This is a genomic window from Cupriavidus sp. USMAHM13 (genome assembly GCF_001854285.1).
In the GTDB taxonomy this organism is placed as follows: Bacteria; Pseudomonadota; Gammaproteobacteria; order Burkholderiales; family Burkholderiaceae; genus Cupriavidus; species Cupriavidus malaysiensis.
In genome coordinates, this window is sequence record NZ_CP017751.1 from 2,862,305 (window position 1) to 2,887,791 (window position 25,487).

General features: G+C 64.3%; 19 protein-coding genes. 8 read left to right on the plus strand and 11 right to left on the minus strand.

Annotated features, from left to right (window positions below; all coding sequences use genetic code 11):
• Positions 1 to 16: 16 nt before the first annotated feature.
• The 6 genes from tagH to tssB are packed head-to-tail and all read right to left on the minus strand — an operon-like array spanning position 17 to position 6,619.
• Positions 17 to 1,363, minus strand: coding sequence for a type VI secretion system-associated FHA domain protein TagH (gene tagH, locus BKK81_RS12565; protein ID WP_071013365.1), 1,347 nt, complete (start codon positions 1,361 to 1,363; stop codon positions 17 to 19).
• The gene (gene tssG, locus BKK81_RS12570; protein ID WP_071013367.1) at positions 1,360 to 2,376 is read right to left on the minus strand and encodes a type VI secretion system baseplate subunit TssG; all 1,017 of its coding nucleotides are present in this window, start codon (positions 2,374 to 2,376) and stop codon (positions 1,360 to 1,362) included. The genes tagH and tssG overlap by 4 nt, the downstream gene beginning before the upstream one ends.
• Positions 2,340 to 4,106 (minus strand): type VI secretion system baseplate subunit TssF, encoded by a 1,767-nt coding sequence (tssF, locus tag BKK81_RS12575; protein WP_071013370.1) that lies wholly within the window; start codon positions 4,104 to 4,106, stop codon positions 2,340 to 2,342. The genes tssG and tssF overlap by 37 nt, the downstream gene beginning before the upstream one ends.
• A gap of 34 nt (positions 4,107 to 4,140) precedes the next feature.
• Positions 4,141 to 4,569, minus strand: a complete 429-nt coding sequence (gene tssE / locus BKK81_RS12580; protein WP_071013372.1) for a type VI secretion system baseplate subunit TssE — start codon at positions 4,567 to 4,569, stop codon at positions 4,141 to 4,143.
• 14 nt (positions 4,570 to 4,583) lie between these two features.
• The gene (gene tssC, locus BKK81_RS12585; protein WP_071013375.1) at positions 4,584 to 6,059 is read right to left on the minus strand and encodes a type VI secretion system contractile sheath large subunit; all 1,476 of its coding nucleotides are present in this window, start codon (positions 6,057 to 6,059) and stop codon (positions 4,584 to 4,586) included.
• Between the two features lie 53 nt (positions 6,060 to 6,112).
• The gene (tssB, locus tag BKK81_RS12590) at positions 6,113 to 6,619 is read right to left on the minus strand and encodes a type VI secretion system contractile sheath small subunit (protein ID WP_071013378.1); all 507 of its coding nucleotides are present in this window, start codon (positions 6,617 to 6,619) and stop codon (positions 6,113 to 6,115) included.
• A gap of 448 nt (positions 6,620 to 7,067) precedes the next feature.
• Here tssB and tssH point away from each other — a divergent pair, with 448 nt between their 5' ends.
• From tssH to BKK81_RS12620, 6 genes are all read left to right on the plus strand, one after another.
• Positions 7,068 to 9,650, plus strand: a complete 2,583-nt coding sequence (gene tssH, locus BKK81_RS12595; protein WP_071013380.1) for a type VI secretion system ATPase TssH — start codon at positions 7,068 to 7,070, stop codon at positions 9,648 to 9,650.
• On the plus strand, positions 9,647 to 11,239 hold the full coding sequence (locus tag BKK81_RS12600; RefSeq protein ID WP_071013383.1) for a sigma 54-interacting transcriptional regulator: 1,593 nt from the start codon (positions 9,647 to 9,649) through the stop codon (positions 11,237 to 11,239). Before tssH ends, BKK81_RS12600 begins: the two co-directional genes overlap by 4 nt.
• Positions 11,236 to 11,958 carry a type VI secretion system-associated protein VasI gene (vasI, locus tag BKK81_RS12605; RefSeq protein ID WP_197523923.1) on the plus strand — a complete coding sequence of 241 codons (723 nt, stop codon included), beginning with the start codon at positions 11,236 to 11,238 and terminating at the stop codon, positions 11,956 to 11,958. The genes BKK81_RS12600 and vasI overlap by 4 nt, the downstream gene beginning before the upstream one ends.
• Positions 11,955 to 13,418 (plus strand): type VI secretion system protein TssA, encoded by a 1,464-nt coding sequence (gene tssA / locus BKK81_RS12610; RefSeq protein WP_197523924.1) that lies wholly within the window; start codon positions 11,955 to 11,957, stop codon positions 13,416 to 13,418. Before vasI ends, tssA begins: the two co-directional genes overlap by 4 nt.
• On the plus strand, positions 13,415 to 17,044 hold the full coding sequence (gene tssM / locus BKK81_RS12615; protein ID WP_071013388.1) for a type VI secretion system membrane subunit TssM: 3,630 nt from the start codon (positions 13,415 to 13,417) through the stop codon (positions 17,042 to 17,044). The genes tssA and tssM overlap by 4 nt, the downstream gene beginning before the upstream one ends.
• Before the next feature lie 423 nt (positions 17,045 to 17,467).
• Positions 17,468 to 17,986, plus strand: coding sequence for an Hcp family type VI secretion system effector (locus tag BKK81_RS12620; protein ID WP_071013390.1), 519 nt, complete (start codon positions 17,468 to 17,470; stop codon positions 17,984 to 17,986).
• Between the two features lie 308 nt (positions 17,987 to 18,294).
• On the opposite strand, the gene BKK81_RS34325 is transcribed toward BKK81_RS12620, so the two are convergent.
• On the minus strand, positions 18,295 to 18,678 hold the full coding sequence (locus BKK81_RS34325; protein WP_083384099.1) for an RcnB family protein: 384 nt from the start codon (positions 18,676 to 18,678) through the stop codon (positions 18,295 to 18,297).
• A 341-nt stretch (positions 18,679 to 19,019) separates the two neighbouring features.
• On the opposite strand from BKK81_RS34325, the gene BKK81_RS12630 reads away from it, so the two are divergent.
• Entirely contained in the window at positions 19,020 to 20,048 is a 1,029-nt protein-coding gene (locus BKK81_RS12630; RefSeq protein ID WP_156811283.1) for a hypothetical protein, read from the plus strand.
• Between the two features lie 115 nt (positions 20,049 to 20,163).
• Here BKK81_RS12630 and phaR read toward each other — a convergent pair whose 3' ends face one another.
• The 4 genes from phaR to phaC all read right to left on the minus strand — a co-directional run bounded on the left by phaR (position 20,164) and on the right by phaC (position 24,915).
• Complete coding sequence (phaR, locus tag BKK81_RS12635) at positions 20,164 to 20,721, minus strand: polyhydroxyalkanoate synthesis repressor PhaR (protein ID WP_071013398.1); 558 nt, start codon at positions 20,719 to 20,721, stop codon at positions 20,164 to 20,166.
• Positions 20,722 to 21,046: 325 nt separating this feature from the next.
• Positions 21,047 to 21,787 (minus strand): 3-ketoacyl-ACP reductase, encoded by a 741-nt coding sequence (locus BKK81_RS12640; protein ID WP_071013401.1) that lies wholly within the window; start codon positions 21,785 to 21,787, stop codon positions 21,047 to 21,049.
• Between the two features lie 70 nt (positions 21,788 to 21,857).
• Positions 21,858 to 23,039, minus strand: coding sequence for an acetyl-CoA C-acetyltransferase (locus BKK81_RS12645; RefSeq protein WP_071013403.1), 1,182 nt, complete (start codon positions 23,037 to 23,039; stop codon positions 21,858 to 21,860).
• A gap of 97 nt (positions 23,040 to 23,136) precedes the next feature.
• Positions 23,137 to 24,915, minus strand: a complete 1,779-nt coding sequence (gene phaC / locus BKK81_RS12650; protein WP_071013406.1) for a class I poly(R)-hydroxyalkanoic acid synthase — start codon at positions 24,913 to 24,915, stop codon at positions 23,137 to 23,139.
• A 315-nt stretch (positions 24,916 to 25,230) separates the two neighbouring features.
• Here phaC and BKK81_RS12655 point away from each other — a divergent pair, with 315 nt between their 5' ends.
• Positions 25,231 to 25,449: a hypothetical protein gene (locus tag BKK81_RS12655; protein WP_071013408.1), complete on the plus strand. Its 219-nt coding sequence runs from the start codon at positions 25,231 to 25,233 to the stop codon at positions 25,447 to 25,449.
• The last annotated feature ends 38 nt before the right edge of the window (positions 25,450 to 25,487 follow it).

Sequence of the window (25,487 nt, forward strand, 5' to 3'; positions counted from 1 at the left end):
GCGCAAACGAGCCGCTTCATCGCGGCTCCTGACGCAGGGCCCGGTCATAGGCCTGCTCGAAGACTTCCCAGAACAGTTTCTCGAAGCCTTGCTGGCGAGAGGACGCCAACTCGTTGTAGTAGTGGGTGTACATCTGCCAGTTCCAGTCCGCTGCCTCGGTTTGCTGGACCTGGACCGGCCGATAACGCTGGAAGCGCTGCTGCAACTGCTCCGGCGAGAAGGCGCGTAGCAGGGCCTGGAGGCTCGCGTCAATGGCCTCGATCAGCGCGGTCTGGTGCCGTTGCACCTGGGCGAGGCTTTCCTCCACGGCGGCGGATGGCGACAGGTGCACGACGCTGCGTTCGCTGGAGAACAGCGCGCGCACGGTCTCCGGGTAGCCCAGCCCCAGGCGCAAGGGGTTGTCCTCGATGGGCTGGAGCGTGCGGGCCAGCGGCGCCAGATTGCGCCCCTTGCCGTCCTGGGTACGCTGCAAGGCAGTGATGCCGTGAATGATGGCGCTCAACGTTCTGCCGATTTCCAGCAAGAGCGCTTGTCCCATCCGAGGATCGACCACGCCGACCGAGGCCCCCAGCCCTTCCACCAGGGGCTGGATCAGGGCATTGGCGTCGCCGGTCGAAACGGCACGCGAGTAGGACTGAGACATCGTGGATTCTCCAGATAAGGTCTTGGGCGAGCCGGACACGGCTTCGAATCGGGTACGGGCGTGGTTGGCCTGGGTCTGGCTGGGACTGAGTCCGTAGTTCGCCGGATCCAGCGGGGCAATGCCGAGTGCCGGCTCACGCCGTTGTTGCTCGGCATCCAGGGCGGCCAGCGGATCGCGTTCCTCCGCGGGCCGGCGCTCCCTCGCAAGATCATCGAAGGCCCTGAAATCGGGCTGGCGCGGCCCCGCATCCAGCGGCCTGCCGGTCTCGACCGCGGGGTGCAGGCCCGCGCCCGGCTCGTTGAGCAACTCGCCGACCGAACGCTGCAGCAGCGGCTGGCTGTTGGCCAGATGTGCTTCGGCCGTCTGCAGATGGACGGTGACCTGGTAGGCGCCGATATGCAGCATGTCGCCGTCGCGCAGACGCGCGGCCGTGCCGCGCCGCAACGGCGTCTCGGCGTCGTTGACGCGGGTGGCGCCGCTCTGGTCGCGCACGCAGTAGCTGTTGTCGATCCAGGTGATCTCGCAGTGAATCGCCTGTACCTGGCCCCGGCCGTCATCGAGCAGCCAGTCGGCGCCACGGCTGCCGATGGTGCCGCCGGCGTGGCCGAAGCTGTGCCGCGCGGTGCTGCCGGCGCGCAGGGCATGGGTATTGGCAACGAGGAGTTCGAGGCGCTGCGTGTCTGCCGACGCCTGGCTTGTTGGAGGAATGGGCGTGTTCATAGTCGCACCTTGATACGCACGGGGGTTCGAGTGGCGTCGTCACCGTTGACGAAAGTGGTCCAGCCAAGATGCGAGCCACGCGCCCGGCTCAGGTTGAAGGACTCGACTTGCGCCGGGCGAAGCCGCAACTCCAGATCGAAGGCCATCGGGTCGCGCAGCAGGAACTCCATGAGCTTGCGCAGCCGTGCGAAGTCCTCGCCGCTGGGCAGGAAGTGGCGGAAGCGCTCCTGGTCGAGATCGGAGATGACGACGGTGAATTTGTTGTGGCAGATGCGTACCCGCTTGCCGATCACGAAGCTGTCGCCGATCTCGCCATTGCGCCTGCCCAATGACAAGCGCTGCGCTGACGGGATGTCGACGTAGCGAACCTCGAATTCGCGCACCTGGACGGATTTCAAGGCGAAGCAGTCGGCCACGATGCCCGCGACCATAGATGCTGAGCGGCTGCGGTTGATGATGGAGCCGGCAAAGCTGAGCAGACGGCTCCAGGGCAACGGCGTCGCGCCGCGCAAGTCGCCGTTGCCCAGGCCGACGAGGGCAAATACATAGCGGGAGAAGCCATCGCTGGCTTCGCTGCGGAAGCGAATGTGGTAGCGATACTTGCGCCATGCCCGGTGCAGCAGCGTGAGCAGGCGGTGGTGAAAGAAGTCGAGGAAGGCCGGGCGAATGCCGATGCCCTGCCCATGCTCATAGGCCAGGCGGTCCAGGTAGTAGCCCGGCAACGGCGAGTCCGGGCCGTGCAGCCCGAAGAAGTTGGCCTGCACCTGGTAGTCGCTGGCGGAGCTGTCGGGCATGCGCGCGGCGAAGCTGATGTCCGACGCCGGAAACGCCAGCCCCGCCGAGCTGCTCAGGCGGATGCGCCAATGGGCGTTCCCGAGCGGATCGCTCGCCTCCAGGTCGTCGTCGTGCAGCGCGTGCAACTGCTCCAGCAAGCGGAAGAAATCGTAGGTCTTCGCGCCGGCGAGCACCGCGTCGGCTAGATCAGGGGTTGTTTTCCGATCCGCAATGGCCATTGGTAGTGCTCGTTGTTGCTGGTGTTGATGACTTCCAGCACGTGGAAGGAGTTGATGCTGGCGTAAAGCGCCAGGAAGTGGCTCAACACGCTGCCGAACAGGTAGAGGTCACCCTCGCAAAGGAAGGCATCCTGATCAAGTTTCAGCGTCGTCTTCAGGCCTCGGATGGGCAGGCCCTTCATGAGCCAGTCCATCGGCTTGGTCTCGGCCTCGCCGATGCCGGCCAGGCGCTTGCTGCTGGCCCGCGCGTGCTGGATGTCATGCAGCGCGGCAAAGTCGTAGGCTCGCAGGACCGCCTTGAGTGGCTCGGCCGAGAGCAGCGACAGGTAGTTCAGCGACAGGTTGGAGATCAGGCTCCACTGGAGGTCGCCGTCCAGCACCGGGCGATAGGATGGCGTCGGACGCGTGATGTTGCGGCAGCGGCTGTAGGACGGCGCCCTCTCCGATCCTTCGCAGATATCGCCCACGTCCAGCGCGAGCGGGAGGTCGCGATTGGTGCAGGTCAGCGACAGCGAGACCGTTTCGGTCTGGTCGACATACTCGCTTGCGTCGGCGCGCTCGAAGGAGACGGCATGGTCGAGGCCGCTGCCATCAAGCGCGTTGTCTATGTGGGTCCGGTAGTAGATCGCGGTGCGACCTTCGGCATGCTCGACTTCATGCGCCATCGACTCGAATGGGCGGAAGATACGCAGCCCGTCGCCACGTCGTCCATCCGCGCGGCGGCGCAGACCCTTGACTTCGTCGATGCTGAAGATTTCGTAAGCTTGCGGCTGCTGCCCCGCAGGGTAGACGGGCTGTTGCGCGACCTTGCCGTCGATCCTGAGCGGCTCGGCGTCGTGAGCGAACAGATTCACCGCGGGGGTGCAGTACAGGGCAAGGTCGCCATCGCGCAGGCGGATGCCCGGCGGCATCGGCCGGCTGAAGTGGAATTCGATCCGGACCGTCTCCTGGCTGGTGGACGGCCAGAACGGCGCCAGGCCGCTCAACCTGAAGGAATGGAAACGCTGGGGAAAAACGAAGTACTCCTGCAATATCCGGTAGCCGTCGAAGGCATTTTTCGGATACGGCAGCAGGGCTTCGTCCTGCTCGAAACCAGGAAACTCCACCTGTCGCCTGGGCAGCGAGAATGCCTTGCCGTCGAGGTCCACCCTGACCTTGTCGAGGTACTGGGCCAACCAGAGATAGAGCGTCTGCGCCGTGGTGTCGTCGCCACTGAGCTGAAAATCGAGCCGGTCGCAGTCCATGAGGCTGGGCGGGTTGTCGGTCAGGAACGACAGCTCGACCGTCAGGATCGACTTTTCTCGCGAGTGGGCATCGCTCACCCGGGTCATCTTGAGTGGCAGCAGGTGAACGTCCGCGCAGGTGCGAAAGCGGCACTGGACGCCATCGACCGGGCGCGACAAAACGAGGGTTCCCTTGGGCACGGTTTGTCGCTGCGTGATGGCGGTCTCGACCGGCTCAAAGCAGATGATGGTCGAGCTCGGTAGCGGCCGAAGGTAGTTCGGCCACAGCAGTTGCAGCATCGAGTGAGTCAGCTCGGGCAGATCGTCTTCGATCTTGAGCCGCAGCTTGGCGGTCAGGAAGCCGAAGCCCTCGAGCAGTCGCTCGACGTCGGGGTCGCTGCTCTCCCCGCCAAGAAAACGGGAGAGTTGCGGATTGTCACGGGAAAACTCGCGGCCGAAGCGACGTAAGTAGTCGAGCTCTTCTCGGAACTTGCGGCGTAATGTCATGGCAACGACGTTCCATAGCGGACCGCGCGGCGGCTCAGGCGAACCGCGCGGTCCTGTTGTGATGCTGAAGTACCAGGTCGAGCTCGATGCTCTCGTGTGCGTTGCGGACCGGCACCAGGCAGTGCAGCCGGAAATGCAGATCCATCGGGCGCGTGCCGTCCGTGAGTGGCTGCACGTGCGTCACCTTGACCCGTGGCTCGAACTCGCTGACCACGGACTGGATGTGCTCGCTCAAACGGTGCCGCAGATCGGCACTGCCGACCGCGATGTCGTTGAAATCGGGCAGGCCCAATTCAGGACTGCTGGACGAGCAGCCCTGCCGTGCATTGAGCACCCACTCGAGATGCCGCTTGATGGCCTGGATGCGTTCGGCGGCCAGATCCTGGCTCGTTCGCAAACGTCGCGGCGCGAGCTCGGGATCAAGCCGCTCGAACAGACTTCCCTGTCCGAGCGTTCTCGGCATGGTCTATGCTCTCGTCATTCCTTGTCGAGCCTGCCGACCAGGGACAGTTCAAAGTTGGCACCCATGTACTTGAAGTGCGGACGCACCGCGAGCGACACCTGATACCAGCCCGGATCGCCGGCCACGTCCTGCACGATCACGCGGGCGGCCCGCAGCGGGCGGCGGCTGCGCACGTCGGACGAGGGGCTCTCCTGGTCGGCGATGTATTGCTTGAGCCAGTTGTTCAGTTCGCGCTCGAGGTCCTGGCGCTCTTTCCAGCTACCGATCTGCTCGCGCTGCAGCACCTTGAGGTAGTGCGCCAGCCGGTTGACGATGAACATGTACGGCAGTTGCGTGCCGAGCTTGTAGTTCGTCTGCGCGGCCTGCCCTTCCTCGGTCTTCGGGAAGATCTTGGGCTTTTGCACCGAATTGGCGGAGAAGAAGGCAGCGTTGTCGCTGTCCTTGCGCATGGTCAGCGGGATGAAGCCGGCTTCGGCGAGTTCGAACTCGCGGCGATCCGACACCAGGACTTCCGTGGGGATCTTGGCCTGCAGCTGGCCGAGGGATTCGTACAGGTGGACCGGCAGATCGTCCACCGCGCCGCCGGACAGCGGGCCGATGATGTTCGGACACCAGCGGTATTTGGCGAAGCTGTCGGTGATGCGGTTGGCGAGCAGGAACGAGGTGTTGCCCCACAGGTAGTTGGCGTGGTCGCCATTGATGCCTTCGCGGTAGACGAAGGTGCGCGTCGGGTTGTCCAGCGGGTCGTAGGGCTGGCGCAGCAGAAAGCGCGGCATGGTCAGGCCCAGGTAGCGCGCATCCTCGGATTCGCGCAGGCTACGCCATTTGGCGAAGCGGGGGCCTTCGAAGATGTCGCTGATTTCCTTCAGGTTGGGCAGTTCCTGGAAGCTTTCCACGTTCAGGAATTCCGGACCGGCGGCAGCCAGGAACGGCGCGTGGGCCATGGCGCCAACCGCGGCCACATAGCCAAGCAGCTTGATGTCCGGCGCCGAAGGGCCGAAGGTGTAGCTGCTGACCATGCAACCCACCGGCTCGCCACCAAACTGGCCATAGCCCGCTGTGTAGGCATGCTTGTAGAGGCCGCTACGGGTGATATCGCCTGCCCCCTCGAAGTCTTCCAGCAGCTCGGCCTTGCCAACATGCATGAAGCCGATCCGGATGTTCTCGCGGGTATCGGTGTTGTCGGCCAGATGCTTGAGCTGTCGCCAGTGGGACTCCAGGTTCTGGAAGAGCGGATCGTGGAGGATCTCGTCCATCTGGACAGTGAGCTGCTCGTCGAGCCGGGCAATCATGCTGTCCACCAGCATCTTGTTGATGGGCTGCTCGCGATCGCCCGTCTTGAGCATTTCGGCAATGAACGCAGCAACGCCGCGCTCGGCGATCGCATAGCCCTCGTGACTGGGCTCGATGCGGGTCTGCGCCATGATCTGTTCGAGCAGACCTTGGGGTTGGGCCATTTCAGCCAGGGCAACAGCGCTTTCGGTTTTCATGTTCGTGTCCTTGAAGCCGCGGGGTTATTGGAAGATCTGCCGCAGGAGTCGCATCAATCGGACGAGCCGTCGAGCGCCTGGCTCAGCTCTTGCGCGAGCTTGCTCCGTGCCGCCTCATCCCCAAGCAGGGCCTGCAACTGCTTGCGGAACGCAGGCACGTTGCCCATGGGTCCCTTGAGGGCGACCAGCGCCTCGCGCAGCTCCAGGAGCTTGCGCAGTTCGGGCACCTGCCGGGCGACGGCGTCAGGACTGAAATCCTTGATGTGCTTGAACTGAAGATCGATGGTCAGCGTGTCGTCGGCGCTGGCATTGCCGAGGCGCAGGGGAACGGCGGTCTTCAAGGCCACGCCCGCTTCACCGAGCACCTCGTTGAAGTTGTCCTTGTCGACATACACCACCGGCCTGTCTTCGATGGCGGTTTCTTCTTCGTGCCCCTTGAAATCGCCAATCACCAGCATATTCAAAGGCAGCTCGATCTCCGCCTGCTGATTGCCCGTTGCCGGAACATATTTGATATTGACGCGCTCCTTCGGGGCTACCGATGCCGTGCTCTTCGCCATAAATACTCCTTATCTTGAGGATGCTGGAAATTCGCTCTTAGCCTTAAACCGCCGTATGGCCATCTGGCTCGAAACCTGCTTGTTTTGGGAAATCTCCCAAAACTCCATGATTCTCGGAAATCATGACGCTCAGAAGCGCTTGCGAGACATACGCAGACACACGCGGCCCACCCGAATAATTAAGGTCACTCAATTCCCGAGTCAATAGGACACGCCTGATATTTCGATCAGAGCGGAACGAAATATCGCGCAAGAACGAGACCGAGAAAATTTTTGCATTTATTGAGAATTTTCCGAACAAAAATCAATCAATATCCCATTCATTAGTTGGGAGTATTATGTTTCCTTAATGGGCAAACTATTCCCGGCCGTATCGACTTCTCTGCGGACAACTTCGACGCTTGACGTTGCTCGCCCGTTTCCAACCGTTCTTGATGGGTTGTGCTTCATGATCCAAATTGCGCTCTCGGCAGTGTTCGACCGTTTGAATCCTCCCTCCCGGCAAGCCCTGGAAGAGGCTGCGAGCCTCTGCATCAGCCAGCAAGGCGCCGAAGTCACGGTGCCGCATGTGCTGCTCAAGCTGGTGGACCTGCCGTTGGGAGATGTCCGGCTGCTATTGCGCCAGGCCGGGCTGGATCCGGACGCGGTGCGTCAGGCGCTATCGGCCAATTTCCCAAACCAGGAAGTTTCCGGTGGGCAATACCCGTCGTTCTCACCGTTGCTGGTCGAGCTGTTGCAAGAGGCTTGGCTGCTGGGTTCGCTGGAGTGGAACCAGAACGCCATCCGCGGCGGCAGCCTCCTCCTGGCGGCGCTGCTGAACCCCGGCCGCTATCTGCCGCTGTCCGCAGTGCGTCTGTTCGATGGCGTCAACCGGGAAGCCTGGCGCAAGAACTTCCTGTCGCTGGTCGCGAATTCGGCGGAAGCGCCGCAGGCGTCGGAGCGTGTCCCCTTCCCCGTCCTCGCCAAGTCTGATTCGGCGCTGGCCAGGTACGGCCACGATTTCACCGCCCAGGCGCGTGAGGGACGGCTGGACCCGGTGCTGTGCCGTGATGGGGAAATCGATCTGATGATCGACATCCTGTCGCGCCGCCGCAAGAACAACCCGATCGTCGTGGGCGAGGCCGGTGTGGGCAAGAGCGCGGTCATCGAAGGCCTGGCGCTGCGCATCGTCCAGGGGCACGTACCCGAGCCGTTGCGCTCGGTGGCGCTGTGGGGATTGGACCTGGGCGCCCTGCAGGCCGGCGCGTCGGTCAAGGGCGAGTTCGAGAAGCGGCTGAAAGCGGTCATCGAGGAAGTGAAGACCGCCGCCACGCCGATCATCCTGTTCATCGACGAAGCGCACACCTTGATCGGCGCGGGCAATGCGGCTGGCGGCAGCGATGGCGCCAACCTGCTCAAACCAGCGCTGGCCCGGGGAGAACTCCGCACGATCGCGGCCACCACCTGGTCGGAATACAAGAAGTTCTTCGAGAAGGACGCTGCGCTCAGCCGGCGCTTCCAGCTGGTCAAGCTGGATGAGCCGAGCCCCGAGACCGCCGTCCATATCCTGCGGGGGTTGCGGGACACCTACGAGCGCGCTCACGGGGTCTACATCTCCGACGAGGCCTTGCAGGCCGCCGCCCGGCTTTCGGCGCGCTACTTGTCGGGCCGGCAGTTGCCCGACAAGGCCATCGACGTGCTTGACACGGCTTGCGCGCGGGTGGCGACGGCACTCGCCGAGCCACCCAGGCGCTTGCGGGCGCTGGAGCACGAGCTGCTGCAGATCGACGCGGAGTCGGCGCTGGTGCAACGGGATCAGCGTGCCGGCCTGTACGCTGACGCGCGACGGCTCGATGCGCTTGAGAGCGCGCGCAGCGGGGTCCAGCAGAAAATGGATGCGCTGCAAACAGCCTGGTCAGGCCAGAAGCCGCTGGTCGACGAAATCCAGGCGCTGCGGTCGTCGCTGGCAAGCGCCGACATCCCCGACGCTGGCGAACGCTCCAAACAACTGTCGGCCAAGGTGGTGGAACTGGCGGCGCTGCAACGCCAGGGCGCGCTGCTGCATGCGGAGGTAGGCCGTGAGCAGATCGCGCAGGTCATCGCCGACTGGACCGGCATTCCGGCGACAACCATCAGCAGCGACCAGATGGCGCGCCTCGGGAACTTGCCGGGGATGCTGCGGGAACGGGTCAAGGGGCAGGACGCCGCCATCGAGCACATTCACCGGCATCTGCTGACCGCGGTGGCGGATCTGCGGCGGCCCGGAACGCCCCTCGGTGCCTTCCTGCTGGTCGGCCCCAGCGGCGTGGGCAAGACGGAAACCGCCCTGGCCCTGGCCGACTCGCTGTTCGGTGGCAAGCACTTCCTGACGACGATCAACATGTCCGAGTTTCAGGAAAAGCACACCGTGTCGCGTCTGCTCGGCGCGCCGCCGGGATACGTCGGCTATGGCGAAGGCGGCGTGCTGACCGAGGCGATCCGCAAACAGCCCTACTCGGTAGTCCTGCTCGATGAGGTCGAGAAGGCGCACCCGGACGTGCTGAACCTCTTCTATCAAGCCTTCGACAAAGGTGAGCTGGCCGACGGCGAAGGTCGATTGATCGACTGCAGGAATGTACTGTTCTTCCTGACCTCGAACCTGGGATTCGACCAGCAAGAGAGTGATTTGACCGACCGGGACGGGGCCGCCCTCCGGGAGCGCCTGCTGCAATTCTTCAAGCCGGCACTGCTGGCAAGAATGCAGGTCGTGCCCTATCGCTATCTGGATGATCGCGTGCTCGGAGACATCGTGGAAAGCCGCTTGCAACGACTGATGAAGCAGTTCGTCCAGCGCTATGACGCGACCTTGTCGGTGTCCGCGAGCGCCAGCGACGAACTGCGCAGGCGCTGCACCCGCCATCAAAACGGTGCACGCATGCTGGATGCGAGCATCGATGGCGAGTTGTTGCCGCCGCTGTCCTTGTCCGTCCTGCAGCGGCTGGCCGAGCGCACGGCGTTCCGGCACGCCGAGCTGTCGTGGAACGGCAGCGCCTTCGAGGCCGTCGTGGAATGACGCCACCAAAGCAACTGGAGCCGATCGAGGTCGCGCGCATCGCGCGCGACTTGGCCTGGGCGACACACCCCGAGGCGCTGGCAGCCGTCATCCTGCAAGCGGCCGTGGACAGCGGCGCGTCGAGCCTGGGACTGTGCTATCGACTGGACCAGACAAGTGACTGCTTGCTGCCGCTGTCCTGCGTGCCGGAAAGAACGCCTGCTCTGCCGGAGCTGGATATGGGCGAGTTGGACAATCCCCTGGTCTATGGCCTGGTCAGCGGTCACCCCTGCATGGTCGAGCACATCGCCGGCATGGTCGGCGTGGGCCGTTCTTTCGAGCAGTTGCGCGAACGTTTCATGCCTGGGAGCGGCGCCTGGATTCTGCCGCTGCGCGACGCCAATCAGCATGCCTTCGCGGTCCTGGCGCTGCTCGGAGAGCCTGCGGCACTACACGCTTTGCGCGAGTCTGCGCTGTGGCAGGCACTGCTGCAAATCCATGAGCACCTGTTCTCCAGCCTGCAGCAGAACCTGGGCGATGCGGCGCGGGCCCGTTCAGCCGACGCTGTGCGCGCGCAAACGCATACCCGCGCACGCGAGCGAGCGGCCAGACTATTGGCCGCTGAGTTCGTCGGCGTGAGTCCGGCGGTCCGTGAACTGCGCAGCGACATGCTGAGCATGACGGACTCGAACCTGGCCATCCTGATCACTGGCGAAACAGGGGCAGGCAAGGATCACGCGGCCTGGCTCATTCACCAGACGGGCAGCCGCCAGGGAAAATTCGTGCCGGTGAACTGCGCGGCCATCCCCAAGGATCTGATCGAGGCCGAGCTGTTCGGCAACGAGCGGGGCGCCTTCACCGGCGCCAGCCAGGCGCGCGCGGGACTCGTGGCGGAGGCCGATGGCGGCACGCTGTTCCTCGACGAGATTGGCGACATGCCGCTGGAATTGCAGGGCCGGCTACTGCGCGTGCTGAACGAGAAGAAGTACCGCCCGGTGGGCGCGACGCAGGAGCGTCATTCCGATTTCCGCCTGATATGCGCCACCCACCAGCCGCTGCCTCAACGCATCGCCGAGGGGAGCTTTCGGGAAGACCTGTACTTTCGCATTCGCCAGCAATGCCTGCACGTGCCTGCGCTGCGCGAGCGGCCGGAGGATATTCCCGTCCTGGCCGAGCACGTGCTGCTGCAATACAACCGCGAGCGGCAGGCACACATCCCGGGCATCAGCGCCGACGCATTGCGCATGCTGCAGATGCACCCGCTGCCCGGCAATGTCCGGGAACTACGCAACCTCATACTGGTGGCCGCCGAGCGCACCGAGCGCGGCCAGGCCATCGCGCCACAGGCATTGCGCGAACTGCGCCCTCCTGCCACACGAACAGCCCCCCTCCCCGCCACCTCGACGCTGCCGCTACCGCTGCATGAGCTGTGGGAGACCGACGATCTGCCCGGCGCGCTGGCGGCTTTCGAATGCCACCTGATAAGCGAACGCCTGCGTCAGGCCAACGGCTCGCGCGCGCTCGCGGCGCAAAGCCTGGGCATCCCCAAACGCACGCTGGCACGGAGATGCCAGCGCTGGAGTATTTTTCAGGAGGACTCCGCACCATGAGATCACTGAGCATGGCGCTGGTTTGCACAGCACTCGTGGCCGGATGTGACGCCAGCAAACAGAATGCCGCCGCCGGCCCGTCCGCAGCGGCCCTGTCCGCCACGAATACCTGTACCGCCATCGTGTCGTCAGTGGAGCGGCTGGCCTGCTTCGATGCGATTGCGGGAACGCCTCCAGCACCAGTTGCGACGACTTCAGCCGCGCAAAGCGACGATGCAGCGGCCAGCGACCGGAAACCGGCGACACGGCCAACGATCGTCGAACTGGTCCGCCGCAATGAGACGGAACGTGGCGTGGGAGAGACGGGATTCCGGCTTTCGCGCAGGGAGGAAGCGATACCAGGCCGTTGGAGCGTGGTGATGTCCGCGCCGACGTTGGGCGACGCTGCCGCGCCGCCGATCCTGGCGATCAGCTGCCTGTCGAACATCTCGCGTTTGCAATTGCTGGCAACACAACCGATCGCGCCCAACCGGATGAACATCCGGCTGCTGCTGGACGGGCAACCCATCTCGGCCTCGGTGCCATGGCAGGTACTCGAAGACGGCACGGTCGTGGACGCGGGACGGGGCCTGGTCGCCATCGAGCAACTGCGATACCTGGTCAAGGCCGGCGGTCGTTTGCAGGTCGAGAGCGACTATGCGCCGTTCTCCGGACTGCAGTTCGATGCAAGCAACCTGCACAACCTGATGAAGCAGCAGCGTGAGGCCTGTCACTGGTGATCAACCTGCCTCCCCTGGATCTGGATGCATTGCTCGGCACGCTGGATGCCAAACAGCCGGCTGGCGTGTTCGATGAAGAAGACGAGACGTACCAGGGCATCGAGCATGAAATGGTCAAGCTCGGCAGCCTGGGGGAAGCCAATATCGACTGGTCTTACGTCGATGAAGCCTCGCGTCAGTACCTGAGCACCCAGTGCAAGCATTTCCGCGTGGCCGGCCATCTGGTCACAGCCCGCCTTCGCCCCCGCACCTGGCCCCACTGGACCGAGGCGATGCTGGTGCTGGCCGGCATGGTCGAGCGCTACTGGGAAACCAGCCAGCCCAAGCCCGGGCCGCGTGGCCTGCTGGCCAAACGCAAGCTGCTCGCCTTGCTGGTGGAGCGGCTGAGTCAGGCGCTGGAAGCGCTGGATCGGAAAACCTACAACCCCGGGCTGCAGGATCAGGCGCAACGGGCCTTCGACCGATTGCAGGCAGAAGCGACCGCTGCGCAGCTGGACGTATCGATGCTATCCCGGCTGGAAGCACAGATGCACCGGCATGTCGAGAGCACCCTGTTCCCGGAGCCGGTGGCGCTCAAGCCGAGCGATGGCCAACAAGGTGGGCGCGCACTGAGCGACGCCTTCTTTCAGCCGAGCGAAGTGCCGAAGTCCGGCGATGAACGCGAGGGACGCCGGACGTTGTTGACGATGGCGGAATTCATCAACGAGCAGGACATCTACGACCCCGCCGGCTACCAGTTGCGGCGTTTCGCGCTGTGGGCGCACCTGCGGACCACACCGCCGGCGAAGCGCGACCAGTTCACGGAACTGATGTGTGTGCCGGTCGATACCGAAGAGAGCTATCGCGAGGCGATCTCGACCAATTCGGTCAGCCCGCTGGTGTTGCTGCGCGTGGAAAAGAGCGTGACCAGCTCGCCCTATTGGCTACGCGGCAGCTTCTTTGCGGCAGCCATGGCGGCCCGTCTGGAGATGCCGGCCGTAGCGGAAGCCATCCGTCACGCGGCCGAACGTTTCCTGCTGCGCCTTCCCGGCTTGAGCGACCTGCGCTTCGCCGACGGGCGCCCCTTCGTCGACCGCGACACCTTGGGCTGGATTGGCAATGCCGAAGCGCGGCCTGCGGCTGCGCGAGCACCGCAGGAGTTCGCGGAACTGCGCGAGGAGCTGGCCAGCCGGCTGGACACCGAAGGCGTGGAGCCAGTGCTGCGCCGCCTGCAGGCGCACCAGGCCACGTCAAGTGGCCCACGTCAGCGTTGCCACGCAACCGTGATTGCGGCAGACCTGCTGAAGTCGAGAGGCCTGGATTGGCTGGCTGAAGAACTCTATGCGAACGCCAGCCGGCTGATGAAAGGCGTCACGGTAGATCAATGGGAGCCCGAACTGTTCCAGCACCTCGCCAAGCACGTACCGGCGCAACAGGAAAACGAACATAGACGAAGCCAGTCGCAAGGAGAGAGAAAATGAAATACTGGTCGCTGCTCAAGCGATATGCCGCCCCCCTGCTGCGTTGGGTCAAGGGCGGCATGCCCCTGCTGCTGGTACTGGGGCTGCTGTTCCTGTTGATCGCCATCTGGTGGCTGGGGCCGCAGTGGGTCTGGCGTGATCGGCATCCTCTGGCGAGCCTGGGCGCCCGGGTCGGGCTGACCCTTGCCCTGCTGATGGTTCCCGTGGTGACCTGGGCCCTGGTGCTGCGGGCCAGGAACCGCCGGCTGGAAGCCGAGCGTCAGCAAGCCCGTGCCGTGAAGGAAGACCCTGTGCTTATACATATCCGTGCGCAGGAGAAGTCCCTGGACGCCAACCTGGCGGTGTTGCGCTCCCACCTGCGAGGCCGCCAGGGCCTGTACCAATTGCCGTGGTATCTCGTGCTCGGGCAGGAGGACGCCGGCAAAACCAGCTTCATCAACCGCAGCGGCCAGAACTTCTCGCTCACGGGCGAGATCAAGGCTGGCGGTCACGGCACGTTCGTCGATCCCGACCTGATCTACCGGACCGATTGGTGGATCGGCGACCAAGCCGTGCTGATCGACCCGCCCGGGGAGTTGATCAGCCAGTTCCCCACAGCAGAGCGTTCGGACGGTACCCCCGAGTCGGCATCGACTACCGACGCAGGAGAAGCGCCGGCTCGCGAGCCGCGTGGAGAGCCGCCCGAGACTCGGGCCCGCCTCTGGCAGCATCTGATCGACTGGCTGGGCAAGAACCGCTCGCGGCGACCGCTCAATGGTGTGGTGCTGATCGTCGATCTGCCTTCGCTGCTGGGCCAGAACGCGAGCGAGCGCAAGGCACTGGCCGTCCTCTTGCGCACGCGCCTGGCGGAACTGAGCCGGCATCTCGGAACCCGTCCGCCGCTGTATGTCGTCCTCAGCAAGTTCGACCTGCTGGAGGGTTTCGAGCAATTCTTCGCCAGGCTGCCGAAGACGGAGCGGGAGGATATCTTCGGATTCACTTTCACGCTGGATTCCGCGCGGCAGTACGACGCCTGGCAGACAGAGCTCGGCCAGCGCTACGCCGACTTCATCGATGGCCTGAACAATCAGGTCTTCGATGTCTTGAACGATGCGAAGTCGCTGCCGATACGCGAGGCGCTGTTCTCTTTTGTCGGGCAGATAGCCGGCATGCGCACCGTGCTGTTCAACTTCCTTGATGACGTGCTGGGCAGCGATCGCTACGGCACTCCCGCCTTGCCGCGAGGCGTGTACTTCACTTCGGTTCACCAACAGGGGCTGCTGCACAACGCTTTCGTCGACAACGCCTCGCAGACCTATGGTGTGCGAACGCTGGTGCCCTTGGCACAGCCGGCGGGACGCTCCATGGTGTACTTTGCCCAACAGGTGTTCCAACGGGTCATCTATCCGGAAGCCGGCCTAGCCGGCGACAACCTGAAGGTGCTGGCCGACAAGAAACGGAATCTGGCCGTGGGCTTCGGCGTCGCGGCGCTAGGCAGTGCGGTCGTGATCGGCGGCTGGTATCACTACTACACCGTGAATCGTGCGCAGGTGGCGAGTGTGCTGGAGAAGAGCCGAACGTTCGCCAGCAACGCGATCGACGGAGGACAGGACCCGACCGGACGCAATCTGCTGCTGCCGCTGGACCAGCTCCGCGATGCGGTGGCCGTCTACGGCGACTACCGTGAAGCGTGGCCGCTGGTATCCGGCATGGGTCTGTACCAGGGGCGCAAAATCGGCCCGAAGGTGGACGAAGCCTATCTGCGGCTGCTCTCGACGCGCTTCCTGCCGCAGTTGGCCAGCGGGGTCATGACGCAACTGAATGCCGCGGCGGACGGCTCGGACGCGCAACTCAGCGCCCTTCGGGTGTATCGCATGATCGAGGACCGTGCCAACCGTCGAGCCCCCTTCGTGGAAGACTGGATGAGAAAGGAGTGGCAGGCGGCCTTTCCTGGCGAGGCGCCAGTGCAACGCGCCTTGTCGAGCCATCTCGATTACGCGCTGAAGTACGCCGATGTGTCGCTCCCGCAGTATGCCGCCCGGATTGCCGATGTGCAGCAGCAGTTGCGGCAGATTCCCCTGCCGCAGCGCATCTACATGGCGATGCGCAGCCAGGCAGGCGACGTCCTGCGGACGCCGCTGGATCTGCGCAATGAGATCGGTCCGGCCTATGACATCGTCTACCAATCCACCGCAGCGGCAGCCGAGGGGGGCGAAAACCAGGGCACGCGCATCGACGCGCTGCTGACCGCCAAGGGCTATAGGAACTACTTCGAGCCGCGCAATCAGGATGTCGCCAGGCTGGCCGTCATTGACCAATGGGTGCTTGGAGAACGGCGGAATGTCGACTATTCGGAAGCAGACAAGCAGGCGCTCGTCGCGCGCGTGCGTGCGCTGTACAGCCGTGACTACATCGAGAATTGGCGCCGCGGTCTCAACCAGCTCGAGGTGGCCAACTTCGATGATATCGGCACCGCCGCCAACGTACTGGGCGCAGTGAACAGCCCGGCGGCGCCCCTGCGCCGGCTTCTGGAGACCGTGCGCGACAACACCGATCTGACGCCCAAGGCGACGTCTGACGCGGCGCGGAACGAAGGTGCAGCCACCACGGCAAAGAGCGATGCTGGCGGCGAAGGCCAGGAGATCGCCAAGATTGCTCAGGCCTTCACCCCGCTGACGGCGTTGCTTGAGGCCAAGGGCGAGAAGCCTTCCTATCTGGACGAGACGATGCAGGCCATCGGCAGCGTCCAGGACTTGTTGGTGAAGGTACAGGACAGCCCGGACCGAGGGAAAGCGGCGCTGACGGTGATGCTGGACCGCTTTGCGCTGCGCGGCGCCGATCCGTTCGGCAATCTGCATCGGGTGGCTACCGGCCTGCCGGAGCCCCTCAATCGGCAGGTGAAGAAGCTGGCCGACGAGTCCTCCGACGTGCTGCTGATCGAGGCGCTGCGCGAGCTCGAAAAGCGCTGGAATGCCGAGGTCTTCAGCTTCTATAGCCAGCGCCTGGCCAACTACTATCCGTTCAACCCGAACAGCCGCACCGATGCCTCCGTCGAAGACTTCACCGCCTTCTTCGGGCCGCAAGGCAAATTGCAGGACTTCAAGGACAAGTACCTGAAGCTGTTCCTGGAGGACAACCTGGAAGCGCTCTATTCGGAGCGTCGAGGGGGCTACCTGATGCGCACCGACGTGCCAAAGCAACTGGAAGCCGCCGACCGGATCCGCGATGCCTTCTTCAACAGCCGCGGTGCGATGGCCGTGCATTTCACACTCGAGCCGCTTGGCCTGGCACCCACGCGACGGAGCAGCGTGCTGAATCTTCAAGGACAACTGATCACCTATAACCACGGTCCCAGCGAGACCGTCGGCGTCATCTGGCCCAACACGCTTGGCGGTAGCCCCGAAAGCCGCATGACGCTGGTCAATGGCGATGGCAACAGCAGCAGCCTGGTCTACAAGGGCTCGTGGTCACTGTTCCGTCTGCTGAGTCAGGCACGGCTCAATGGCGCAACGGCTACCAGCGTCGACCTCAGCTTTACAGCCAGCGATGGCGGCATGCGTTACCGGATCACCGCGGACAAGAGCAACAACCCGTTCACCCAGCGCTTGTTCCACGGTTTCGCGCTACCAGGTACGTTGCTGCAATGAGCGTCATGCCAGCACTCGCCCGATGCTGCGCGTATCACGCTTGCCCGGTGTGAGCAGGTCGCCCTCTACATCAAAAGCGGCATTGCGGGCTGGTTCGCGGAGGGAGTTCCGATGATGGGCCGGACTCTCTCCAGCGACCGGGTCATTCCTGACCCGAGCGGGTCAAGACTGACCCGTATTTTTCTCTTTTATTTCAATAGCTTGGCTGATAACGGGTCAGCCTTGACCCATCTGCAAGGAACTGCTGCCTTGTCTCGTCGGCTCGAAACGCTCCGGCACACGCCGAGCCAAAACATAAGCCATTGATTTACATATTTATTTTATGAATCCCGGCAACCTGGCACAGCCATTGCGATGTAGCGGTCGCCGTCACTGATGGCACGTCGGGCCAAGGGGGCCCGCCATAACAAACGGAGTAACGCTATGCCTACACCCGCTTATATCAGCATCCAGGGCAAGACCCAAGGCAACATCACGCAAGGCGCCTTCACCGCGGATTCCGTCGGCAACGTCTACCAGGAAGGCCACGAGGATCAGATCCTGGTGCAGGAAGTCGAACACCTGATCGCGACACCGACCGACCCGCAGAGCGGCCAGCCGTCGGGCCAGCGTGTCCACAAGCCATTCATCTTCACCTCGCCGCTCAACAAGGCCACGCCGCTGCTGTATCAAGCTCTGGCCTCCGGCGAAATGCTGCCCGAAGTGGAAGTGAAGTGGTATCGCACGTCGACCGAAGGCAAGCAGGAACACTTCTTCACCACCAAGCTCGAAGACGCCACCATCGTCAACATCAGCACCGTCCTCCCGCATGCGCAGGACGCCAGCAAGGCCGAGTACACCCAACTGGTGAAGGTGGCCATGGCGTATCGCAAGATCACCTGGACCCACGCCATCGCCGGCACCGAGGCCTCCGACGACTGGCGCAAGCCGCAAGAAGGCTAAATCTGCCTGATGACAAGGCTGGCGCACTGCCAGCCTTGCTCGACCGTCTCTGGAGCCGTCGCACAGGGAAGCAAAAGCAACGCTTCCCAGTTGTCTAGCCACGATCGGACAACACCAGGTCGAATTAGCGCAGCCGCCAAGACGCGATTCGAACAGGCTGACCGAGCGCGTCTTGGCATGCAGGCATTCCGCCCCCGGCAAACCCTGCCCGGCTGGATTCGCAATCATGCGGAAGTTGAAACTTGCTCCGCGCAAGCAGCCCGCTTGCGGCAAGGCCCGCACGAAACGGGCCGTCACCCGTCCGCAGGCTAGTGACCGATAACGACCTGAAAGACCAGGCCGGTCGGAATCGCTACCAGGAAATAGTCTCCGCCCACCCCGACCCATTGATAGCCGCGAGGCGGCGGCGTCAACCGGTGTTCGCGCCAGTTGTCGATGACGTACTGCCGGTCGCGATATTCAGGGGGGAGCCTGTCGCCCTTGTGCCAGCCGCCCCGGGGCGGCATGCGTCCCTCGGGCCCTCGATCCCGGTCAGGCCCTCGATCGCGCTCGGGTCCGCGGCCTCGATTCTCCTGGCCAGGTGGTGGTCCGCCGCGATGATCGCGGTCATCGCGGTCCTGCGCAAAGCCCGTGGCGGACGACATGGCGATAGCCGCCAGCAGCAGACTGGAGAGCAACTTGGACTTCGTCATTCAGGATCTCCTGCGCCTCATTCATGGCAAGGCGCATGAACGAGTGTAGGCCGGCCCCTTGTTCACAATTGTTAGCGATTATTTCGGCCTTTTGCACTGGGCACCCCTCTTCCGGCTATTTCAGACGTGTCGGACAAGATGCAAAATGCGCTGCACGCAGGTAATCGGTCGCTTCCGATCCCATCTGCCAACGCAGCATCCACAAAGTACCACCTACATCCTGGAACGCCACGCCATGGCATGGTGGGGCGATGAACCGGGGCGGCGAACGGGCCACGGTGATCAATGATCCGGCCCGGCCCGCCGATAACAAACACGAGACCCTCCCGACCCGACTGTCCATGAAAGCGCTGAAGTACATCATCGTCACCTCGCTCCTGATCGTCGCGTTCAAATTCCTGCTGGCACTGAACGCAACCATGAACGGGTCATACCACGCGAGCGAGGTCAGCCGCATGGTGCCATTCCTGTTCATCCTGGCACTTGCGGCCGCGCTCTACCTGGTCGTATTCGCGATCAGGAAGGTCTTCCCGACTCGAGCAACAAGCGCTATGAGCACGACTGACACGAATAGCACGACAAGCCGGGGCAGCGAAGTCGCCGAAGCCGCCAAGTTCGACGCAAGCGCGCTGCCGCCGGATGCGGCCCAAGTCGCCCTGGGTCGGGCTAATGTGAAAACTCCGGACGTTACGGCCCCCGCACCACAAACGGATGTGCAAAACGGAGTGCACGGCGGAGTGCAAGGCGGAGAAGCGGCCGAGGGCCGGCCGGACAGCGCCATGCTTCGCTTCTTCCCGAACCACGCCGGGAAAGCAGCCTCGATACCGGCCGTCCAACCCATAGGGGCAGGTGCTGCAGGAACTCCGGCAGCCCCGGCCAATACGATGCACCGCTTTTTTCCACAGCACGTGGACCGCGCCGTGGCTGTGCCAGCGATTGGCGGCGTCCTGGGCGATACTCAGCGAGCCCTGAACCCCGCCCCTCTTGCATCGCCGGCAGCGGGCCCCGAGACCCAGGCCCCGCATGCAGCGGCACCAGACGAGATGGGAGCGGAGCCCGGCAGCCAGGACCATGCCGCGCGCGCAGATCTCGCCGAGCCCGCAAGGGGTGCCACATCGGATGTCGATGCGCGCGAGCAGAGCGAGCAGGCGCCGCAGTTTCGCCAGGAGATCCGGCGTCTCGAGATGACGGATGACACGGCCCAGCGCGCGGCAGGTCTCGGACGACTGCGCTGGCTGGTAGCGGCCCCGCTGGGATTATTGGGAACGCTGTTCCTGATCGCCGGGAGCGATGGAGGCAGCCTGCTGCTCGGCGGATTCGGTGGCTTGATGCTCGTGCCCGCCGTTCTGAAGGGCTGCGGCGTCAAGTAAGAACGAGGCGGGAAGACCGGGCTCGGCCCGAGGAGCGCTGCCCCGGGACTCGCGACCGTGCCGCCGCGAGAAACCGTTCTGCGGCACCCGCCGGAGGGGCGCGTGCCGCCAGGGCTTACTTCTTGTCCTGCGGCGGCTGGTTGAAGGGGAAGGCGCCGAACATGCTCTTGGCCTGGTTCTGCATCTGCTCCTGCATCTGCACGAACAGGTTCTTGCTCTGCTCGATGTAGTTGCTCATCATGCCCTGCATCATCGGCGCCTGCATGTTCATGAACTGGGACCACATATCGGGGCTGAACGCCTCGCCCGAGTACAGGCCCTTGGAGTTTTCGGCGAGCTTGTTCTGGATATCGATGAAGGCCTGGATGTTCTTTTCCAGGTAGGTGCCCATCATGCCCTGCATCGCGTGGCCATAGAAGCGGATGATCTGCGACAGCATGGCGCTGGAGAACATCGGCACGCCGCCGGTTTCTTCTTCCAGGATGATCTGCAGCAGGATGCTGCGGGTCAGTTCCTCGCCCGACTTGGCATCGACGACCTTGAATTCTTCCGAATCCATCACGAGCTGCTTGACGTCAGCCAGCGTGATATAGGTACTGGTCTGCGTATCGTAGAGCCTGCGATTTGGATATTTCTTGATCAGTCGCTCTGCGCCCTTTTTTGTCGTGGCCATCGGTGCTCTATCCTTGTATCGTCGCTGATGCACGCTGCTGCACCGCATCCTGTGCGATGCGCAATGTCGTTATCGTCCGCGCCCCCGCGGGAATCCACATCCACAGCGCGTGCGCCTGATTGGTGCCGGCTGTGCCGCTGTCCTGATTCTATGCCCAACAAAGCACTAAGGAAAGCGGCCCGGCTTAAGGAAAACCCGCAAGAATAAACGGTTTGCGGGCCGTCAGGCCCGCAAACCGTTATCGTGATGGCACTGCATGGACCTTCCTTGTGCAGCGCGCCGATTGCGCCGCAGCAAGACCCCTGCCGGGTTGGCCCGGCGGGCCTCAGCCCATGTGCAGTCCGCCGTTCAGCGAGAAGTCGGCGCCGGTCGAGAAACCGGACTCATCCGAGGCCAGCCACGCGCAGATCGAGGCGATTTCCTCGGGCGCGCCCAGGCGCTTGACCGGGATGGTGCCGACGATCTTGTCGAGCACGTCCTGGCGGATGGCCTTGACCATGTCGGTGGCGATATAGCCCGGCGACACGGTGTTGACCGTCACGCCCTTGGTCGCCACTTCCTGCGCCAGGGCCATGGTGAAGCCGTGCAGGCCTGCCTTGGCGGTCGAATAGTTGGTCTGGCCGAACTGGCCCTTCTGCCCGTTGACCGACGAGATATTGACGATGCGGCCCCAGCCACGGTCAACCATGCCGTCGATGACCTGCTTGGTCACGTTGAACAGCGAGGTCAGGTTGGTGTCGATCACGGCGTCCCAGTCGGCGCGGGTCATCTTGCGGAAGACCACGTCACGGGTGATGCCCGCGTTATTGATCAGCACATCGACCTCGCCGACTTCGGCCTTGACCTTGTCGAAGGCAGCCTTGGTCGAATCCCAGTCCGCCACGTTACCTTCGGAGGCGGTGAAATCGAAACCCAGGGCCTTCTGCTGCTCGATCCATTTCTCGCGACGGGGCGAGTTCGGACCGCAGCCCGCGACGACACGGTAGCCATCCTTGGCCAGACGCTGGCAGATCGCGGTTCCGATTCCGCCCATGCCGCCGGTCACATATGCAATGCGCTGAGACATATCCACTCCTTGTTGGCTCTTTCTTATTGACGCCGGCACACGGGAGAGCACCCGCGCACCGGCACACCCCTCACTGACGCTCGACTGCCAGCGCCACGCCCATGCCGCCACCGATACACAGCGAGGCCAGGCCCTTCTTCGCACCACTGCGCTTCATCTCGTGCAGCAGCGTCACCAGGATACGGCAGCCCGATGCGCCGATCGGGTGGCCGATGGCGATCGCACCGCCGTTGACGTTGACCTTGGAGGTGTCCCAGCCCATCTGCTGGTGCACGGCCAGCGCCTGTGCGGCGAAGGCTTCGTTGATCTCCATCAGGTCGAGGTCATTGACACCCCAGCCGGCGCGCGACAGGCAGCGCTTGGAAGCCGGCACCGGCCCCATCCCCATCACCTTCGGGTCCACGCCCGCGTTGGCGTAGGACTTGATCGTGGCCAGCGGGGTCAGGCCCAGCTCCTTGGCCTTGGCAGCCGACATCACCACTACGGCCGCGGCGCCGTCGTTGAGCCCCGACGCGTTGCCGGCGGTCACGGTGCCGCTCTTGTCGAAGGCGGGCTTCAGGCCAGCCATCGAGTCCACCGTGGCGCCATGGCGGACATACTCGTCCTGGTCGAAGGCGAGCGGTTCGCCCTTGCGCTGGGGGATCAGCACGGGAACGATCTCCTCGGCGAACTTGCCGGCCTTCTGCGCCGCTTCAGCCTTGTTCTGCGAGGCCACGGCGAAGGCGTCCTGGGCTTCGCGCGTGATGCCGTATTCCTTGGCCACGTTCTCCGCCGTGACGCCCATGTGGTACTGGTTGTAGACGTCCCAGAGGCCGTCGACGATCATCGAGTCGACCAGCTTGGTGTCACCCATGCGGAAGCCGTCGCGCGAGCCCGGCAGTACGTGCGGTGCCGCGCTCATGTTCTCCTGGCCGCCGGCGACCACGATCTCGGCTTCGCCGGCGATGATGGCGTTGGCTGCCAGCATCACGGCCTTCAGGCCCGAGCCGCACACCTTGTTGATGGTCATGGCCGGCACCGAGCTCGGCAGGCCGGCCTTGAGCGAGGCCTGGCGGGCCGGGTTCTGGCCGGACGCCGCGGTCAGCACCTGGCCCATGATCACTTCGCTGACCTGCTCGGGCTTGAGGCCGGCACGCTCCAGCGCAGCCTTGATGACAATGGCGCCCAGTTCGGGGGCGGGAATCTTGGCGAGCGATCCGCCGAACTTGCCGACCGCGGTACGCGCGGCGGATACGATGACAACGTCGGTCATTTGGAGTCCTCTTGAAAAATGTCCGGATACCTGGCGTGGTAGGCGGAATGCACAACGGCCGGGCAGACAGGGTGGCGCGGCATGGCCGCGCCGCCCGTCATGCCTTGGCCTTGACGTAGCGGCCCGGCGCCGGCTCGATGGCCGGATAGTGCTGGTTGCCGTAGCCCGGGGGCGCGGCCTTCCTGGTACCGGCATGCTTGCCCAGCCATGCCATCCAGTCGGGCCACCAGCTGCCGGGATGTTCCTGCGCCCCGCCCAGCCATTGCTGCGAGGTCGCGGGCAGCTTGTCGTTGGTCCAGTAGCTGCGCTTCTTCTTCGCCGGGGGATTGATCACGCCGGCGATGTGGCCGGAGGCTCCCAGCACGAAGCGCAGCTGGTTCTTCAGCAGCGCCGTGGACGCGAAGGCGGCGGTCCAGGGCACGATATGGTCCTCGCGCGAACCGTAGATGTAGGTCGGCACGTCGATGGCACCGAGATCCACCGGCGCATTGCACACACTCAGCTTGCCCGGCACCTTGAGCTCGTCCTGCAGATAGGTATGGCGCAGGTACCAGCAGTACCACGGGCCCGGCAGGTTGGTCGCGTCGCCGTTCCAGAACAGCAGGTCGAAAGGAACCGGGGTGTTGCCCTTCAGGTAGTTGTCGACCACATAGTTCCAGACCAGGTCGTTGGGCCGCAGGAAGGAGAAGGTGTTGGCCAGCTCCACGCCGCGCAGCAAGCCGCAAGGCGCACCGGCGCCACCGCCGATGGTGGCCTCGCGCAGCTTGACGTGGGCTTCGTCGACGAAGACGTCGAGGATGCCGGTGTCGGAGAAGTCGAGCAACGTGGTCAACAGCGTCAGGCTGGCGGCCGGGCGCACGCCGCGCGCAGCCAGCACGGCCAGCGCCGTGGCGATGATGGTGCCGCCGACGCAGAAGCCCAGCACGTTGATGCGGTCCTGCGCGCTGATCTCGCGCGTCACCTCGATGGCACGGATGGCGCCGTGCTCGATGTAGTCGTCCCAGGTGCGCTCGGCCATGCTGGCATCGGGGTTGCGCCACGACACCAGGAAGACCGTGTGGCCCTGCTCCACCGCGTGGCGCACCAGCGAGCCTTCGGGTTGCAGGTCGAGGATGTAGTACTTGTTGATGCAGGGCGGCACCAGCAGCAGCGGGCGCGCATGCACCTTGTCGGTGAGCGGCTTGTACTGCAGCAGCTGGAAGTACTCGTTCTCGTAGACCACCGCGCCTTCGCTGACGGCGACGTTGCGGCCGACCTCGAAGGCGGTCTCGTCGGTCTGGGAAATCTTGCCGCGCCCCATGTCCTCGAGCATGTTGCGCACGCCCGCGCGCAGCGATTCGCCGCCGGACTCGATCAGCTTCTGCTGCGCCTCGGGATTGGTGGCGAGGAAGTTGGCCGGCGACATCGCATCGACCCACTGCGATACGGCGAAACGGATGCGCTGGCGCGTCTTGGCATCGGCTTCGACCGCGTCGGCCAGCTCGTTCATGGCGCGCGCATTGAGCAGGTAGAAAGCCGCGGCGAAGCGGTAGGGCACATTGCGGTGCCAGGCATCGCCGGCGAAGCGGCGGTCCTTGAGCGGGATGCCCGGCTCGCCCTGCCCCTCCGACATCGCCCGCCACAGCAGGCCGAAGTCATGCAGGTAGCGCTGCTGGATCTCGGCCAACTGCCCTGGCGCCACCTTCAGGCCGGAAAATGCGGGCCCGGACGCCAGGCCGTCGAAGCCAGGGAATCCCTGGGCCGCTGCCGCGCCGTTGGCTTGCGCCTGGCGGGACCATGCCAGCCATGCGGCTGGATCGAATGGCCCCGGCGGAATTGAAAATGGTCGGAACTGGTCTTCCTGGGAGGAAGCTGCCGCACCCTTGCCGGTCGCCATGATGTCGTCGTCTCTCTGCCGTTTTGTTCACGAAGACAGACCGGATCGGTGATCCGGCCGGCCCCTGGACTGGCCCGCCTCGCGCCTCGGCTGTCAGCGTGATGCGGTATGCTTGCCGGCGGCGCCCGGGGCACAAAGCGGCCGCTCTGGAGGCCAGTCCGACCCATTGTTGCCTTGCAATGTCTGCGCTGTCAATGCGGATTATTTCGTGCCGCCGGCCTGGCGCGCAGACGCTCCCCGGCCCGCTCCGGGAGCGGCCGTCGAGGCCTGGCCGGCGCCCTGCCGCGGAGTTTGCACGAGAAGGATGAAAACCTGATGTATTTCGTTGCCATCGGCTGGCTGTACGTGGCGCTGATGATGGCCATCACCGAACACAATGTGGTCGCCGGCGTGGCGACCTTCGTGCTGTACGGGCTCGGTCCCGTGGCCCTGCTGCTGTACATCCTCGGCACACCGGCGCGCCGCCGCCGGCGCCGGTCGCGCGAGCAGGCCGGCATGGCGGCGAAGGCGCCGCCGGAAGACGGCCCGCAGTGACCCCCCTTCAGCGGGGCAACATCGTGCGGCGGCTGGTT

Coding starts and splice junctions, on each gene's coding strand:
- tagH (WP_071013365.1), bottom strand. CDS start 1,363: ATGAACACGCCCATTCCTCCAACAAGCCAGGCGTCGGCAGACACGCAG.
- tssG (WP_071013367.1), bottom strand. CDS start 2,376: ATGGCCATTGCGGATCGGAAAACAACCCCTGATCTAGCCGACGCGGTG.
- tssF (WP_071013370.1), bottom strand. CDS start 4,106: ATGACATTACGCCGCAAGTTCCGAGAAGAGCTCGACTACTTACGTCGC.
- tssE (WP_071013372.1), bottom strand. CDS start 4,569: ATGCCGAGAACGCTCGGACAGGGAAGTCTGTTCGAGCGGCTTGATCCC.
- tssC (WP_071013375.1), bottom strand. CDS start 6,059: ATGAAAACCGAAAGCGCTGTTGCCCTGGCTGAAATGGCCCAACCCCAA.
- tssB (WP_071013378.1), bottom strand. CDS start 6,619: ATGGCGAAGAGCACGGCATCGGTAGCCCCGAAGGAGCGCGTCAATATC.
- tssH (WP_071013380.1), top strand. CDS start 7,068: ATGATCCAAATTGCGCTCTCGGCAGTGTTCGACCGTTTGAATCCTCCC.
- BKK81_RS12600 (WP_071013383.1), top strand. CDS start 9,647: ATGACGCCACCAAAGCAACTGGAGCCGATCGAGGTCGCGCGCATCGCG.
- vasI (WP_197523923.1), top strand. CDS start 11,236: ATGAGATCACTGAGCATGGCGCTGGTTTGCACAGCACTCGTGGCCGGA.
- tssM (WP_071013388.1), top strand. CDS start 13,415: ATGAAATACTGGTCGCTGCTCAAGCGATATGCCGCCCCCCTGCTGCGT.
- BKK81_RS12620 (WP_071013390.1), top strand. CDS start 17,468: ATGCCTACACCCGCTTATATCAGCATCCAGGGCAAGACCCAAGGCAAC.
- BKK81_RS34325 (WP_083384099.1), bottom strand. CDS start 18,678: ATGACGAAGTCCAAGTTGCTCTCCAGTCTGCTGCTGGCGGCTATCGCC.
- BKK81_RS12630 (WP_156811283.1), top strand. CDS start 19,020: ATGAAAGCGCTGAAGTACATCATCGTCACCTCGCTCCTGATCGTCGCG.
- phaR (WP_071013398.1), bottom strand. CDS start 20,721: ATGGCCACGACAAAAAAGGGCGCAGAGCGACTGATCAAGAAATATCCA.
- BKK81_RS12640 (WP_071013401.1), bottom strand. CDS start 21,787: ATGTCTCAGCGCATTGCATATGTGACCGGCGGCATGGGCGGAATCGGA.
- BKK81_RS12645 (WP_071013403.1), bottom strand. CDS start 23,039: ATGACCGACGTTGTCATCGTATCCGCCGCGCGTACCGCGGTCGGCAAG.
- phaC (WP_071013406.1), bottom strand. CDS start 24,915: ATGGCGACCGGCAAGGGTGCGGCAGCTTCCTCCCAGGAAGACCAGTTC.
- BKK81_RS12655 (WP_071013408.1), top strand. CDS start 25,231: ATGTATTTCGTTGCCATCGGCTGGCTGTACGTGGCGCTGATGATGGCC.